This is a genomic window from Burkholderia sp. BE12, from assembly GCF_002959955.1.
In the GTDB taxonomy this organism is placed as follows: domain Bacteria; phylum Pseudomonadota; class Gammaproteobacteria; order Burkholderiales; family Burkholderiaceae; genus Burkholderia.
On the sequence record NZ_PREY01000016.1, the window covers coordinates 69,126 to 83,996 of the forward strand.

Here is a 14,871-nt window from a genome sequence, read left to right on the forward strand (position 1 = left end):
TCTGTAAGGGAGCGGGAACGCCCGGTGGAAGAATTCACCGGGTAAACGGCAAATCGCACCGCTTACTTGAGCTCGTCGTGACAATTCAATGAAACGTATGACGAAAGGCGCCGGCGACTGTCGGCGAATCGTCAGGATGGCCGGGTTCGACCGGTGTGCCGCGCGCCTGCGCGGTGCCCGGCCACCACCCGCTACAGCCGACGACCCGGGCGCGGATCGGTGTCCGCCGGCGCCGCATCGTCCTGAGTGTCGCGATCGAAATCGTCCTTCTGGCGCATCCGTTCGCGCAGGTGCCGGATCGCGAATACGTGGATGTAGTCGTGCACGCGCGCATCGGACGACAGCGCGCGCACTTCGTCGTCGAGCATCGCACGCAACTGATCCGCGCCGATCGCGCGCTGTTCGGCGGCTTCCTTGAGTGAATCGAGCATATTGTCCTTGGACATCGACGGACTCCTGACGGTCGAGGAACGAAAAAGATGACGTTACTGGAAGTTTAGGACTGGACGGACGCGCGGCGTACGATGCGCCGACGCGTGTTTGCGCGCGATCAACGGCACGTTGCGTGCCGCCGCGCCGATCCGTTTCCGACCCGGCCGCGCAAGGTTCGCGGTGCACATGGCCCGCGAACGAAACTGGAGATCCTGCCACGCCACCCCGGGCGCGGCACCGGCGACGGCGACGGGTGGAAGGCCGCGCGATGCCGATGCAGTGGGGAAACTTAGACCGGCCGAAATCATGCGTCAAGCGCCCTGCCATTCGTCCGACGAACGCGTCGGATCGGCCGGTCGGCCGCCGCGCGTGTCAGCGGATTCCGATACGCGTCGCGCAATTTCCTGACAGCGACTTCAGCGCGCGCCGCTTGGCAGTACGCCATCGCCACACGATACTGATCACATGAACCAGGCGTTCATACCCGAACATCGCTCAGCCGGCCATCGAGCCGGCACGCGGGGTTCGGCGCAGGAGACCAACCATGGCACATCGCAACTTACCGGGCCGGGACGGCCAGCGGCGCGCGTCGGGCAACGCGCGCGCCCTGCCCGCCCGGGCCGCGTCGGCCGACAACCGTCCGTCCGACGACCTCGACACCTTGCTCGCGCTCGCACGCGAGGCCGGGTTGCTCGTCACGCTCGACGGGCAGATCGGCCGCGAAAAGTATCAGAGCGTCGTGGGGTCGGTCCTCGCTTTGCAGCGGTTCGCCGCGGCACTCGACGCGCGAAACGCGGCCGACGTACCGGCCGGGCCGGAGCTGCGTCGCAAGGCGCGGCCGGGCTGGCCGCATGCGAATCGTTTGCGCAGCCGCACATACAGTGCCTGCGCGCCGCTCCATGCCGTGCGTCCGCATTCGCGGGTACGACGCGGCGCGGGCCGCCGACACGACCTGCGATCGATTCTTCGTGCACTCTGATCGGCGCACGTAACCGGCGTAACGGGTGTACGTAACCAACGCACGGCATGCGGCCGTGCAATGGTTGCGCGCGCGTTGATGCGCTGCTCGACGCAGCCGCATTCGACATCATTCCTGCGGGGAAGTGAATTCGACGGGGCCACGCGGAAAGCGGACGGGGTGACTTGCACCCCGCCCGTCCTCCAAGGCAACCGTCGGTTGCCTACCCTCGTGCCAGAGAGTTCCCGGTCGGATGACGCGCCGGACAAACGCGCGGCGCAGCTCCTTAAAATGATGTGACGGCGGCGAGTGCGGCAGTGATCGCTTGTTGCATGCAGGCGCGGCCGGGATCGCGCATGCACGACAGGCCTGCCGCGTCGCCCGACGTTCCTTCACTGTCTCACGCGACGTGCGCAGCGTTTCTGATGCAGGTCAATCCAAACCCGCTTCGACCGCGATAACGCGGGATTCATTCCGCACCACGCACCAGCAGCACGGGCACCTGCGCGAGATGCGCGACCCGCCGCGCGACGCTGCCGATCAGCCAGGCGGCGATGCCGCGACGGCCATGCGTGCCGACCACCAGCAGTTCCGCCCGCCAGTGCACGGCCTCGCGCATCAGCGCATGAGCCACGTCGTCGCTGGTCGGACGCGTTTCGACGATGCCGCGCTTGGTCGGATTGCCCGTCGCGTGGAACAGCGGGCCGATCTTCGCGAGCGCATCCTCGCCCTCCGCGCGGTACGCGTCCTCGAGCGCGCGCACCGGCACGACATCGGTCAGACGCACCGCGCGATCGATCACGTACGCTGCATACAGCAACGTCGTCGGCGCCGCGAAGCCGAGGCCGACGCGCAGCGCGTGCAGCGACGGCTCGCTGCCGTCGACCGCGAACATCAGCCGCTGCAGCGCACCGTCCGACGGCCGTGCATAGGCACCGGGCACGATCAGCAGCGCGCAGCGCGCGCGTTTCGTCAACGTGTCCGACATCGCGCCTTCGACGAGTCGCAACAAGCCGTGATGCGGATTCGCGCCGATCACCAGCACGTCCGCGTGCCACGTCGACGTGTCGTTCACCAGTGCGTCCGCCACCGAGCCGCCCGTGATCGACGTATCGACGACCGTTTGTTCGACGTCGATGCCGCTGTCGGCGAACAGCGCCGCGATCCGCGCGCAGATGGCCTGCGCTTCGCGCATCATGTCCTCGCGCGCGGACGTCAGCAGCGCGTCGATGCGCGGAATGTCGGGCAACACGAGGCGCGGATTGTCGATTGCGCACACGATGCGCAAGCGCATGCCGGGACGCAGCAGCGTGCGCACGTAACGTGCGGCGGTCGGCGATTCGGGCGTCGCATCGACGGCCAGCGCGATCCGCGCGAGCGTCGGGATGGGCTGGGCAGTTTGCATGGCGAAGGTCTCCGGGCGTGCACGTCGTCGCTGAACGACGACGGGGCTTCGCGCGGCAGCGGCGCTGCGGTGGCCGGTCAGCCGCCGTGGCTGCAGGCAGCATCGGCGGGATGTCATGCGAAGCGCGGACAAGCAATGCGTTCGTTCAGCATAGGCCGTTCGGCCCGCGCGTGCATGATCGCGATCAACGATCGCGCGGCACTCTGCCCGCGCGGCTTACGACTTCGTCGGCATCGATGCGGCCGGACGGTTCGCATGGAACAGCGCGTACGCGATGCCGAGCAGCACGATCCATATCGGCCCGATCACGAGTGCGATGCGCGTATCGGGCGTGAACGCCATCAGCACGACGACCAGCACGAGAAAGCCGAGTGCAACGAACGAACCGAGCGGATAGAACGGCACGCGGATCGGCAGGCGCGCGATCTTGTCGGCCGACAGCGTGCGGCGAAAACGCATCTGCGCGATCGGGATCACGCGCCACGTCCAGATTGCGCCGAACGTCGACACCGAAGTGAGTTGCCCGAGTCGGTGGCCAGTTCGATGTCTGCGTCAGGCTCTACGGCCGCTTCTTGAATCGCTCCTTCACATCGCCGAATGACGCTTGTGCCTTGCCGACGACCTGTTCGGTCTTGCCCTTCAATCTGCTCGTTCGGTTTCCCATGATCTTGCCGACCACTTCCTTCAGCTTGCCCTTTGTTTCCTTGATGCGGCCTTTTACCTGATCTTTGTTCATGACATTCCTCCTTCAAATTGACGGACGCCCGAACTGGGGATGCTGTCCGACACGCTGCGCCGAATCGCGATGGTGCAGGCACGGCGCTTGCGCCGGTTGAAGCATTCGCGCTCGAGGACAGCGGACCGACGGCCAGCGTGGCCGAACGCTTGAAGCTTGTCAGGCTCAGGTCGCTGTAACGGGTGCCGAGGCACGGGCAGGTGTCCACTCATTGTCAATCTTGCGGAGGGAGCATGCACATTCTCACTAGCGCCGGCCCGCTGGTTTCGCTGATCGCCGGCATTCTCATCCTCGCAGTACCCCGCCTGCTGAATTACATCGTTGCTATCTATCTGATCGTCATCGGACTGCTCGGGTTGTTCGGCGGACACGTCCATTGAGCTGATTCGCTGCCTGCAAGCTCGCGAATTCCCGAGGATTTCGCATCCTTGCCCGACAACGATCGGCGAGATGTAGTTTTGGTCTCCGGCACGTGGCGTGACTGGGGGCGTGTCGTATCAGGTCGCTATGTGTCTGCTCATGCAGGCAAGCAAGAACATCAGGATTGGGTCGTCGGTGGCCAGCCCGGATGCGACCGCGAGTCAAACGAGATTGTCCTCGACACGCCGACGCTCGAGTTCGGCGAACTTCTCGACCACGAGCTCAGCTGCTGCCATGAGGAAGGCCGCCCTATCTCTCCAGCCCGCGAACATCGCGTAGACGCAGTCGAAGCGAGTGCGCTTTCACCAGCTTCAGGCGTAGTGACTTAGTGATTTCGTGGTGTAGTCACTTCGACAACGTCGCCCGCACCGTATATTCGCCTTCTAGCCCACCCTGCTCGGGCCGCACGAAATAACGCGACGCATCGAGATCCGCCGGCAGCGGCTCGACCGGATAACCGTGCTTTTCCCACGCATCGAGCCCGCCCTTCAGCGCCCGGATGTTGTGGATCATCTTCTTGCGCTGCATCTTCGCGATCAGCCGCTTCGCGGTCGCCTCGTTCGGGCACACGCAATAGACGACGATCGGCCGCTTCAGCACTTCCGGGTCGAGCAGGTCCGGCGAATCGAGATCGACCGGCACCGCGCCGGCGATCCGGTACGGCTCGCGTTCGCGAATCGCTTTGGGCCGCGCGTCGAAGATCAGGGGCGGTTCGTCGGACGTCATCATCTCGACGAGCTGCGGCGGCGAGATGCGCACCTGCGCGAGATAGCGGCGGAACTGCACGCGGCGCACCCAGCGGTACAACAGGAACGTGATGAAGATCGCGAGGAACGCGTCGAGAATCGTACCGCCGCTCGCGCGCACCCACAGCACGAACTGGACGATCTGGTCGTGAATGGCCGCGCCGCCGATCAGCCAGAACGCCGCCCACAGCGACGCGCCGGCCAGATCCCAGAACAGGAACACACCGATGCCGATCGCGGTCGTGCCGAGCAGCGGCGCCGATACGAGGCCGAGGCCCGGCAGGAACTTCGACAGCACGAGCAGCGGCGCGCCGTATCTTTCGAATACGTTACGCGCGAAGCGCAGCGTCGTGTCGAGCGACAGCGAGAAGCGCACGAGGCCGTTCAGCAGGCGCCGGCCGCGCGTGCGGCCCATGAAGAACCACAGCGAATCGGCCAGCATCGTCGCGCCGATCGCCGCCGCGAACATGCTGACCCAGGACGCCTGCCCCATCGCCGCCATCGTGCCGCCGAGAATCAGCATCGGCACGGCCGGCACCGGCACGCCGAGCTGCGTGATCAACACGCTCGCGAACACGGCCCACGGGCCGAGCGACGATGGAATTGCAATGGGAAAGTGCCACACGGCGGCGCTCCTGGAAGACATGCGGGCCGCGCGACGAGGCCGTCGGTACGGCGGTGCAACGGCCGCCGCGGAACGTCCGCGACCGATCGGTGCATCACGGGCATTCTAAACGGGTTTGGCCGCGATCGCGCTGAACACCGGCCATCGGCACGGGCTTTCCGGCCGGCGTGACGCGACCGTGACCGTCACACGTCGGAGCGCTGCGCGAGTTGCGCGACGTGTTCCGCGTAGTCGGGAAACTCGGCCGCCAGCGCGGCCGCATCCGCCAGCTCGAATTCCGCGAACTCGAATCCGGGCGCGACCGTGCAGCCGACGAGCGCGACGTGCTCCGGCGACGCGCAGCGCGCACCGAACCAGCTTCCGGCCGGCACGACCGTCTGGAACACGGTGCCGGGATGCGTGAGCGGGTTGCCGAGCCGGTGGATCGTCAGTCCGTCGCGCGCATCGAGCACCCACACTTCGATCGGATCGCCCGCGTAGAAATGCCAGACCTCGTCGGAACGGATGCGGTGCCACGACGAATACGCACCGTCGCACAGCAGGTAGTAGATCGCGGTCGACGCGGCACGGGGCGCGCCGTCGGCCGGACGCACGACCGAATCGGTCGCGCGGTAGGTTTCACGGAAATAGCCGCCTTCGGGATGCGGCTGCAGGTCGAACTGGCGAATCAGGTCGGTCGCGGAAATCGGCATGGCAGATGACGTCGGTAAGGTAGGAAACCGGCATCCGGCGAACTGCCCGATCTCGATTCACGCGATCGGGCGCCGCCGGATGTCCCTGCGTCGGTCACCGCGGCCATGCGCGCGGCGAACGAGCGGACACCGGCCGATGCTGCCAGAACTGCGTGCCGGGATGCAACCGTCGACGCGCATTCACGCACCGGCGAGCGTATCGGCGGCGCCCGCCGCGCGGTGTTGGGCGACGCGACGACGCAGCATGCCCGCGCACGCAAGACATCCGGAATGCCGCGCGGCAGCCTGCCGACTGCGAGCGCTCGTGCGGTATCGGCGCGCCGTACCGCGTCGATTACGCGGCCGCCGACGCCCCCGCCTCGTCGTGCCTCACCAGCAGCACGGGCCGGTCCGCCGCGCGCAGCAGCGATTCCGCCACGCTGCCGAGCAGCAGCCTGCGCAGGCCGTGCCGCCCGCTCGTGCCCATCACGATCAGATCGGCGTCGGCTTCGGCCGCCGTGCGCATCAGCACCGTCGCGATGTCCTCGCCGTACGCATCGAGCGCGCGCACCGTGCCCCGCACATGCTGCTGCGCGAGCACCGCTTTCGCAGCGTCGAGCACCGGCGTCGCGGCATCGGTCGCGGCAACATCGCCGTCGCGCTCGGCCGCGAAGCCGGCATCGACGTCGACGAGCTGCGGACGATGCTCGACGACGTACGCACAGGTCACTTCACCGCCGGATGCCGTCGCGATCCGGATCGCCTCGTTCAGCGCGAGACGCGCGCTCGGGCCGCCGTCGAGCCCGACGAAAATCCGCTTGTACATGGTCCGTCCCTCCGACCGGGCGGGCGTCGCGCACTGCGCCACCACGACCCGTTACCGCAAGCCGGCCCGATGCCGGCTTGCCTGCCGAACAGTCTGCCCCACGGGCCGACGCGCGCGTTGACGCGCGTCAAGCGCGGCCGGCGCGTCCATCTTCTTCCCCTGTTTGCCGCAATTTCAACCGACCCCATTACAAAAAATGTGTAAAACGCGCACAATTTCATCTTGAAAATAGTCGTTGCACGCAGCCGGTGCGAGTTTTCCTGGTTTTTGCCGCGCTGCCCGAGTGCCCCGGGTAGCCCGAATAACAGAATGGCCATCGAATGACCGCCAGTGGAACCCCGACGCGTGACGCCCGAGGGCCCACGCACCTCCAGACCATGTTACGCCAGCCGTTCGCGGCCGGCGTCGTTGCGCTGTGCGCGGGCGCGGTGCTGTCGCTCGGCGTCGCGCTGCTGGTGCGCGAGCAGTGGCAAGGCGCCGTTCATACGCGTTTCGAACGCCGCACGACGCACGTGACCGCGATGCTGCGCCACGAGCTGCAGGCCAGCGGCGCCGTGCTCGAAAGCGCGCGCGGCGCGTTCGGCCTCGTCCTCGACATGACGCCTGCCCAATGGCGCCGGTATGCGGAGACGCTCGATCTCGACAGCGGCCGCTCGCCGGTCCGGCAGATCGGCTATGCGCCGCTGACGCCCGCGGCGCGCGGCGCGCTGGCCGGCACGAAGCCGCTGCCGGCCGATCCGCTCGCGGCAGCGACGCTCAGCGCCCCCGCCTCGAGCTCACCGGTGGTGCGCTTCGGCGCGTCCGATGCGGCGCCGCTCGCGCGCGCACTGCGGACCGGCGATATCGCGCTCGGCGTCCACCCTGCCGACGACGACACCTCCCGCGACGCCCGTACCCTGACGCTGTTCCTGCCCGTGACGACCTCCCCGGGCGCCGCCATCAAGCCGTCCGGCACGCGCGAAGCCGGCGCCGACGGGATGCTGTTCGCGGCGCTGAGCCCGCGGCGCCTGGTCGAGCGCGCGCTCGACGCGGAACGCGGGATCGACTTGTGGATGACCGCCGGCGGCGATTCGCGCGCGATCGTCAGCATCGAGACGACGACCGACGAAGCGTCGGCGTCGCCCGACCTGATGCGGCGCACCGATGTGCTGAATTTCGGCGGCACCGCGCTGACGCTCGCCTATTCCGCGGACGGCCGGCCGAGCGCGACCGGCGCGCAGCGTGCGGCCGGCATCGTGCTCGCAGCGGGGCTGATCGCGTCGTTCGCGTTCGCGGCGCTCGTCCATGCATTGCTGCGCGGGCGCGCCGATGCCGGCGCGAGCAGCCGCGGCATCCTCAACGAGGCGCGGATGATGGGCATCATCCGCTCGTCGATGGAAGCGATCATCACGATCGACGAGAAGCAGACGGTCGTGATCTTCAATCCGATGGCCGAGCAGGTGTTCGGCGTGTCCGCGATGGAGGCGATCGGCGCGCCGCTGTCGCGCTTCATTCCCGAGCGGTTCCGCGCCGCGCACGGGAAGCACGTCGACCAGTTCGGCGTGACGGGCGTGTCGGAGCGGCAGATGGGCCGCCAGCGCGTGCTGTTCGGGCTGCGGGCCAACGGCGAGGAATTCCCGATCGAGGCGTCGATCTCGCAGATCCGCGACGCGTCGGGCAAGCTTTATACGGTGATGCTGCGCGACATCACCGAGCGGCAGCGGGCCGAGAACGCGCTGAAGCAATCGCGCGAGGAATTGCGCGAATTGTCCGCGAACCTGCAGAACGTGCGCGAAGAGGAAAAAACCCGCATCGCGCGCGAGCTGCACGACGACCTCGGGCAACAGCTCACCGCGTTGAAGATGGACCTGTCGGTGGTCGAGCAGCAACTGCGCATGCCCGGCCTCGCGCCACCCGACGAAGGCGTGCAGTCGCATCTACAAGGCATGCGGCGGCTGATCGACGCGACGGTCGCGTCGGTGCGGCGCATCGCGGCCGACCTGCGGCCGGTGATGCTCGACGATCTCGGCCTGGTGCCCGCGATCGAATGGCTCGCGAACGATTTCACGAACCGCTACGGGATCGATGTCGAGCGCCACATCGAAACGGGCGGCCTCACGTTCACCAGCGCGGGCGCGACCACGCTGTTCCGCATCGTCCAGGAGGCGCTGACGAACGTCGCGCGCCATGCGGATGCGACGCGCGTGGCGTTGCGGCTCGACATCGAGGAAGGCTCTTGCGTGCTGCGCGTCGCGGACAACGGCCGCGGCGCGGCGCCCGGCGGTCCGGCCCACGAGGACAAGTCGTTCGGCCTGATCGGCATTCGCGAACGCGCACACATGCTGGGCGGCACCGTGACGATCGATACCGCACTCGCGCGCGGCTTTTCGATTACCGTCGCGTTTCCGCTCGCCACCGTTCAACAGGACACGCTCATCACATGATCAAGGTGCTCATTGCCGACGACCATACGCTCGTACGCGACGGTCTGCGGCACATCCTCCAGAACGCCACCGGATTCGAGGTGGCCGGCGAAGCCTGCGACGGCCCGTCGACGATCGCGCTGGTGCGTGCGACGCCCGCGCAGGTACTCGTGCTCGATCTGTCGATGCCGGGCCGCAACGGCGTCGAGCTGATCAAGCAGATCAAGGACGAGAAACCCGCGCTGCGCGTGCTGGTGCTGACGATGCACGCGGAGCAGCAATACGCGGTACGTGCGTTCCGCGCGGGCGCATCCGGCTATCTGACGAAGGAAAGCGCGAGCGCGGAGCTGGTCGGCGCGGTCACGAAAGTGGCGTCGGGCGGCGTCTACGTGAGCCTCTCGATGGCCGAGCAGTTCGCGCAGAGCCTGAACGAGCCGGCCGAAACGCTGCCGCACCAGCGGCTGTCCGACCGCGAATTCGACGTGTTCCGACGGATCGCCGCCGGCCAGACGCTGACCGAGATCGCGAATGCGCTGTGCGTGAGCGCGAAGACGGTCAGTACCTACAAGACCCGGATCCTGGAAAAGATGCAGATGCCGCATGAAGCGGCGCTCGTGCGTTACGCGATGCGGCACAAGCTGCTCGACGAAACGGACGACGTGTAACGGACGACGTGTAACGGACGACGTGTAACAGAGGACGTGTAACAGAGGACGTGTAACGGACGCCGTGTAACGGACGACGTCTAGCCGGCGTCGTGCGGGCCCGGCCGGGCCCGCGCCTGATCGTTACTTCGCGGGCACCGGGCACGCGAGGTCGCCCTCCTCGCAGGACAGATAGCCCTTCAGCGTTTCGGTGCGCACTTTCGTCAGATCGTCGAGGCAGGTCGATACGACCATCGGGTACGCACTGCCGCCCTCGGCATTCGCGCTCGAGAAGTGGCATTCGGCATCGCGATACGCGAGCCACGCGCGCTGCGCGTTCACGAGCTTGTCGGCAAGGGGCTGCACGTCGCGCAGGCGCGCGGTGACAGCCTGGTAGGTCCGGTTCAGCTCCCCGTCGGATTTCTTGTACGCGCGATCGGCACACGCCGTCATCGTCGCCTGATCCGTCGCGTCCGCACAATTCGCCTGCGCATGGGCGACGCTCGTCACCAGCGCCAGCAAGCCCAGCAGACCGGTCATGACACGCATGGATGCTCCTTGTTGTTCGTTGAAGTGTGGAACCCGGTGCCTTGCTGCGCCCCGTGTGGATTGGCCGCGCTACCCGCGGCGACATCGATCGCGATGCTAGCGCACGCGCGGCGGATTGTCAGCGGGGGACGGGCCGACGCCCGCGACGCGCGATTTCGCCGGTTGCCGTGTTTCCCGATGGCGAAAGCCTCGCATCGTTACGCACCATTGAAAAAGCCCGCACGCGATACGCGTGCGGGCTTTCTCGATACGCTTCGGCCGCGGCCTTCACGGCCGCGAGACAACGGCTGGCTTAGTGGCCGAAGTACACCGACGAGCGGTCGCTCACGGCCGGCACAACCGCGCGCTGGCCCGACTGCGACGTCGCGACCGGGTTCGAACCGTAGCCGGTTGCGTCGGCTTGCGCGCCGGTATTCTGCGCGGCGGCGATCTTGGCCTGGGCGGCCTGGATGTTTTCCGGATAGTTGATCCAGTCGTTCGGGTTGTAGCCGGCCTTTTCGAGCTGGACCAACTCGGCGCGCACTTGCGCGCGGGTCAACGGCTGCTGGTTCGATTGGGCAAACGAGACGACCGGTGCGGCCACCAGGGCGGCCAGTGCAACTGCCTTGATCAGCGATTTCATGATGCGTTACCTCCAGGATTGTTTTGTCAGGCGCTTCGGACTCGAGGTCGTTGCGCATAAGTAGAAGTCTAGGAGGGGTGGCTATCAGGGTAAATACTTAAATCGCAAATTCACTGTTGTTCGAAACCATACAATCGGGCAGGAATAAGTCGTTTCATCGGACGATTGCCGGCGTTCGTACACTGAATGCCACGACGGCCGCCGGCACGCTCCGGCCGCACGTTCAACGCGCGCGGTCGCTCTCCGCCGACGCCATCTGCCTGTCGAACAGCAGTGCCTTGAGGCGAATGAAATCGTCGGCATCGATGTCGCCGAACGCCGCGTGATGCAGCGTCAACGCGGGCATCGCCGGGTCGGTATGCACGGCCCGCACGGTGCCCTCGAGCGCCAGCCGCTCGATGCGGCCGCCGGTTTCATACGGAAGCAGCACGCGTAATGGCTCGCCGGTCGCCGCGATCGGCCGGTCCACGGCGATCGACAGCCCGCTCAGGCTGATGTCGTGCACGACCCCGAGGCCTTCCGCCCCCTCCGCTGCGCCGCTGCAGCAGGCCGCGATGCGCACCGGCACGCGCGGCTCCGCGCGCGTGCGCAGCCGGTCGACGAAACCGGGCGGCGACAGAATCATGAACGGCGCGGCGCCCGACGCCTGCACCGAGTCGACCGTTGCGCCGAAACGGGACACCGCGGCACGACCGATCGCCACCGCTTCGATGTCGTCGCCGCGTGCGAAGTCGAGCACGGCGGCATGCTGCGGCTCGACGAACAGCGCACCGGACGTACCGACGCCGATCAGCCGACAGCGCTGCAGCGCGCGCGTCGTACCGACCCGACGGCGAATGCCGATCGCGGTCCCCTCTGACAAACCCATGCGTGTGGCGGGCGCGGCCGCCGCCGCGGGCATGCGCGGATCGGCGTCGGCGTCATCGCGTCGGCGCACGGGGCGGAAATGGTCGAACAGGAAAGCGTGCTGCGTCGGGTCGCGCAGCGTCGTGCCGGCCGGCAGCAGTGCGGCGCCGTCGGCGTCATAGAGATCGAAGCCGAGCGGGACGTCGGCTGCAAGATCGTCGCGCACGAGCGCGACGTAGTCGGTGGAAAGCCTCATCGGAGAAGCGCGGAGCGGCCGCGCGAGCTGTCGTGACAACTTGATTACGGCAGCATCGCGCGGAATCTGAACGGCTTCGTTACTGCGAAGCGCCGGTCGCATCGGGCGCGGCCGGCACCGGCGACGGCGCAGCCGGCACGGCCGAAGGAGCGACGCCGATACCGGCGCTGCTTCCGCTCGTCGCACTGGCGCCCGCCGGCGGCTGCGCGGGCTGCGGCTGCGATGCGCCCGACGACAGCGCCGCGGCCGATGCGGCCACTTCGGACGCCGGCACCCATTCCTCGACGATGCCGCCGGAGGCGGCATCCGGCGCCGAGGCAGCCGAAGCCGCCGACGCCCCGCCCTCGTCGACCTCGGCCGGACGCTCGATACGCTGCGTCCTGACCGGCGCGGGCGCCTTCTTCGGCTCGGGCGGGAACCACGTGTCGAACAGGTCGGTCGCGCGCTCGCGCAGCGACGCGAACCAGCCCGGCGACGGCTCGGTATCGAATTTCGCCTTGGTATCGACGATCCGGGCGCGCTGCGCGCGCTGGAAGAAATCGCCGACGATCGGCAGCGCGCTGTGCGCGCCCTGCCCCCAGTAATCGCTGCGCAGCGTCACGCGGCCGTCGTCGAATCCGACCCACGCGCCGGCGACGAGGCCCGGCTGCATCAGGATGAACCAGCCGTCCGCGTTGTCCTGCGTCGTGCCGGTCTTGCCGGCCACGTCGCCGCGGATGCCGAAACGCGTGCGGATGCTGCCGCCCGTGCCGCGCGTCACGACATCGCGCATCACGTCGAGCAGCGTCTTGTCGGTTTCGGCATCGAGCGCGCGTTCGGGCGGCGCCGGTGCGTATTCCGCGAGCACGTCGCCCTGGCGATTCTCGATGCGCGTCACCATCTGCGGCTCGACGTACAGGCCGCCGTTCGCGATCGTCGCGTACGACGCGACCATTTCCTTCAGCGTGACCGGGCTCGTGCCGAGCGCGAGCGACGGCACGCGTTCGAGCGGGCTTTCGCGCACGCCCATGTCGTGCGCGAGCCGCGCGACGGCCGCGGGTCCGACCTTCTCCATCACCTGCGCGGTGATTCGGTTGCGCGACAGCGCGACGGCATCGCGCAGCGTCATCGGCTTGCCCGTAGGCGGCACGTCGTCGTTCGGCCGCCAGATCTCGCCGCCTTTCAAAGGGATCTCGACCGGCTGGTCGATGAACGTGTCGTCCGGCTTCATCCCGCTCGCGAACGCGGCGCCATAGACGAACGGCTTGAACGTCGAGCCCGGCTGGCGCCGCGCCTGCGCGACGTGGTCGAACGGCTCGCGGGTGAAGTCGCGGCTGCCGACCCACGCGCGGATCTGCCCGTCACGCGGATCGATCGCGAGGAAACCGGCCTGCACGTCGGTCTTCGCCTTGCATAGCGCGTGCAGGAAGCCGCGGTCGGCCGCGAGCAGCTTCATCGCCGCCGCGTCGTCCTTGCCGGCGTCCTGCGCGGCCTTGTACTCGGGCGATTCGCGCATGAAGGTGCGGAACACCTCGTTGTCGGTGCCGCAGCCGTCGCGGCCGCTCCATGCGTTGTTCGCGATGCCCTGCAGCTGATTGCCCTGCAGCGTGAGCGCCTGCGTCGCCATCTGCTGGAGGCGCGAGTCGATCGTCGTGCGCACGATCAGCCCGTCCGAGTAGATGTTGTAGTCGTTGCGGTCGGCCCATGCGATCAGCCATTTGCGCAACTGCTGCGCGAAATGCGGCGCCGGCCCGGGCGGCTCCTTCTGGCGCTCGAAGTCGATGCGCAGCGGCCGGCGCTGCAACTGCGCGAACTGCGCCGGCGACAGCTTGCCGTACTTGACCATCTGGCCGAGCACCGTGTTGCGCCGCTGCAGCGCGCGCTCGGGGTTCAGCACCGGGTTGTAGTAGCTGTTGCCCTTCAGCATCCCGACGAGCGTCGTGCTGTCGAGCACGTCGAGTTCGTCGGCCGACTTGTCGAAATAGGTGCGCGCGGCCATCTCGACCCCGTACGCGTTGTACAGGAAAGGCACCGTGTTCAGGTAGGTCTCGAGGATCTGGTCCTTGCTGTAGACGGCCTCGATCTTCAGCGCGGTGATCGCCTCCTTCACCTTGCGCGTGAGCGTCGGCGCGCGGCCGATCTCGTCCGGATACAGGTTGCGCGCGAGTTGCTGCGTGATCGTCGAGCCGCCCTGGCGGCTGCCCGAGAACGTATGCAGCGCGGCCGACGCCGTGCGCTTCCAGTCGAGGCCGTGGTGCGCGTAGAAGCGGTGATCCTCGGTCGCGATCAGCGCGTCGACCATGTGCGGCGAAATCTGCTTGAGCGACACCCATTCTCGGTTCGACGGCTTGAATTCGGTCAGCAGCTTGCCGTCGGCGGACAGTACCTGCGCGGGCTGGTCGACGCGCGCCTTGCGGATGTCGCCGATGCCCGGCGTGAACGGGATGAGCACGACCACGTACACCGCGAACAGCGCCGGCACGGCGGCGGCCGTGAGCAGCACGCCCCGGCGCGTCGGGTGGCGGACATGGTGCCACGCGGTGGCGGCGAGAGGCTTGACCCGCGCGACGGCGGCCGCCGCGACAGGTTGGGCGCGCGCGATCCATCTGGCACACAAGGCACGCACTGACGACATGTTTCGGCGATTCACGCGGGTGGAGCTCGGCTGAAAAGGCTGCATCGTACCAAACTCGCGCGGCCGGCCGACCCGCGGCGGCGTTGGGCCGGCGCGCGTGGTGCGGTTTCGCGGCGGCG

14 protein-coding genes and 1 pseudogene are annotated in these 14,871 nt (G+C 67.7%); 4 read left to right on the forward strand and 11 right to left on the reverse strand.

The window, feature by feature from the left end; genetic code table 11:
- Nucleotides 1-191 precede the first annotated feature (191 nt).
- Nucleotides 192-446 (reverse strand): DUF3562 domain-containing protein, encoded by a 255-nt coding sequence (locus C4B30_RS19340; RefSeq protein ID WP_027783013.1) that lies wholly within the window; start codon nucleotides 444-446, stop codon nucleotides 192-194.
- Nucleotides 447-976: 530 nt separating this feature from the next.
- Here C4B30_RS19340 and C4B30_RS19345 point away from each other — a divergent pair.
- Nucleotides 977-1,411, forward strand: a complete 435-nt coding sequence (locus C4B30_RS19345) for a hypothetical protein (RefSeq protein ID WP_105132820.1) — start codon at nucleotides 977-979, stop codon at nucleotides 1,409-1,411.
- Between the two features lie 448 nt (nucleotides 1,412-1,859).
- Here C4B30_RS19345 and C4B30_RS19350 read toward each other — a convergent pair whose 3' ends face one another.
- The 3 genes and pseudogenes from C4B30_RS19350 to C4B30_RS19360 form a co-directional block, all read right to left on the reverse strand.
- Nucleotides 1,860-2,795: a universal stress protein gene (locus tag C4B30_RS19350; RefSeq protein WP_105132821.1), complete on the reverse strand. Its 936-nt coding sequence runs from the start codon at nucleotides 2,793-2,795 to the stop codon at nucleotides 1,860-1,862.
- A 216-nt stretch (nucleotides 2,796-3,011) separates the two neighbouring features.
- Nucleotides 3,012-3,314 (reverse strand): annotated as a pseudogene (locus C4B30_RS19355) (amino acid permease); the annotation flags it as partial.
- Nucleotides 3,315-3,354: 40 nt separating this feature from the next.
- Complete coding sequence (locus tag C4B30_RS19360; protein ID WP_105132822.1) at nucleotides 3,355-3,531, reverse strand: CsbD family protein; 177 nt, start codon at nucleotides 3,529-3,531, stop codon at nucleotides 3,355-3,357.
- 233 nt (nucleotides 3,532-3,764) lie between these two features.
- Between C4B30_RS19360 and C4B30_RS19365 the strand changes: the two genes are divergently transcribed.
- Nucleotides 3,765-3,911 (forward strand): DUF3096 domain-containing protein, encoded by a 147-nt coding sequence (locus C4B30_RS19365; RefSeq protein WP_080681255.1) that lies wholly within the window; start codon nucleotides 3,765-3,767, stop codon nucleotides 3,909-3,911.
- A gap of 385 nt (nucleotides 3,912-4,296) precedes the next feature.
- On the opposite strand, the gene C4B30_RS19370 is transcribed toward C4B30_RS19365, so the two are convergent.
- The 3 genes from C4B30_RS19370 to C4B30_RS19380 all read right to left on the reverse strand — a co-directional run bounded on the left by C4B30_RS19370 (nucleotide 4,297) and on the right by C4B30_RS19380 (nucleotide 6,819).
- Nucleotides 4,297-5,322, reverse strand: a complete 1,026-nt coding sequence (locus tag C4B30_RS19370; protein ID WP_027783007.1) for a DedA family protein/thiosulfate sulfurtransferase GlpE — start codon at nucleotides 5,320-5,322, stop codon at nucleotides 4,297-4,299.
- Between the two features lie 185 nt (nucleotides 5,323-5,507).
- The gene (locus C4B30_RS19375; protein ID WP_027783006.1) at nucleotides 5,508-6,014 is read right to left on the reverse strand and encodes a cupin domain-containing protein; all 507 of its coding nucleotides are present in this window, start codon (nucleotides 6,012-6,014) and stop codon (nucleotides 5,508-5,510) included.
- Nucleotides 6,015-6,348: 334 nt separating this feature from the next.
- Nucleotides 6,349-6,819 carry a universal stress protein gene (locus tag C4B30_RS19380; RefSeq protein WP_027783005.1) on the reverse strand — a complete coding sequence of 157 codons (471 nt, stop codon included), beginning with the start codon at nucleotides 6,817-6,819 and terminating at the stop codon, nucleotides 6,349-6,351.
- 320 nt (nucleotides 6,820-7,139) lie between these two features.
- On the opposite strand from C4B30_RS19380, the gene C4B30_RS19385 reads away from it, so the two are divergent.
- Together C4B30_RS19385 and C4B30_RS19390 are read left to right on the forward strand one after the other, a co-directional pair.
- A complete protein-coding gene (locus C4B30_RS19385; protein WP_105132823.1) occupies nucleotides 7,140-9,242 on the forward strand; it encodes a PAS domain S-box protein in 2,103 nt (700 codons plus the stop codon).
- Entirely contained in the window at nucleotides 9,239-9,886 is a 648-nt protein-coding gene (locus tag C4B30_RS19390; protein WP_027783003.1) for a response regulator, read from the forward strand. The genes C4B30_RS19385 and C4B30_RS19390 overlap by 4 nt, the downstream gene beginning before the upstream one ends.
- Nucleotides 9,887-10,009: 123 nt before the next feature.
- On the opposite strand, the gene C4B30_RS19395 is transcribed toward C4B30_RS19390, so the two are convergent.
- The 4 genes from C4B30_RS19395 to C4B30_RS19410 all read right to left on the reverse strand — a co-directional run bounded on the left by C4B30_RS19395 (nucleotide 10,010) and on the right by C4B30_RS19410 (nucleotide 14,797).
- Nucleotides 10,010-10,414: a lysozyme inhibitor LprI family protein gene (locus tag C4B30_RS19395; protein WP_027783002.1), complete on the reverse strand. Its 405-nt coding sequence runs from the start codon at nucleotides 10,412-10,414 to the stop codon at nucleotides 10,010-10,012.
- 292 nt (nucleotides 10,415-10,706) lie between these two features.
- Nucleotides 10,707-11,036, reverse strand: coding sequence for a DUF4148 domain-containing protein (locus C4B30_RS19400; RefSeq protein WP_105132824.1), 330 nt, complete (start codon nucleotides 11,034-11,036; stop codon nucleotides 10,707-10,709).
- A 223-nt stretch (nucleotides 11,037-11,259) separates the two neighbouring features.
- The gene (locus C4B30_RS19405; protein ID WP_105132825.1) at nucleotides 11,260-12,138 is read right to left on the reverse strand and encodes a PilZ domain-containing protein; all 879 of its coding nucleotides are present in this window, start codon (nucleotides 12,136-12,138) and stop codon (nucleotides 11,260-11,262) included.
- Nucleotides 12,139-12,217: 79 nt separating this feature from the next.
- The gene (locus tag C4B30_RS19410) at nucleotides 12,218-14,797 is read right to left on the reverse strand and encodes a penicillin-binding protein 1A (protein ID WP_105132826.1); all 2,580 of its coding nucleotides are present in this window, start codon (nucleotides 14,795-14,797) and stop codon (nucleotides 12,218-12,220) included.
- Between the last annotated feature and the right edge of the window lie 74 nt (nucleotides 14,798-14,871).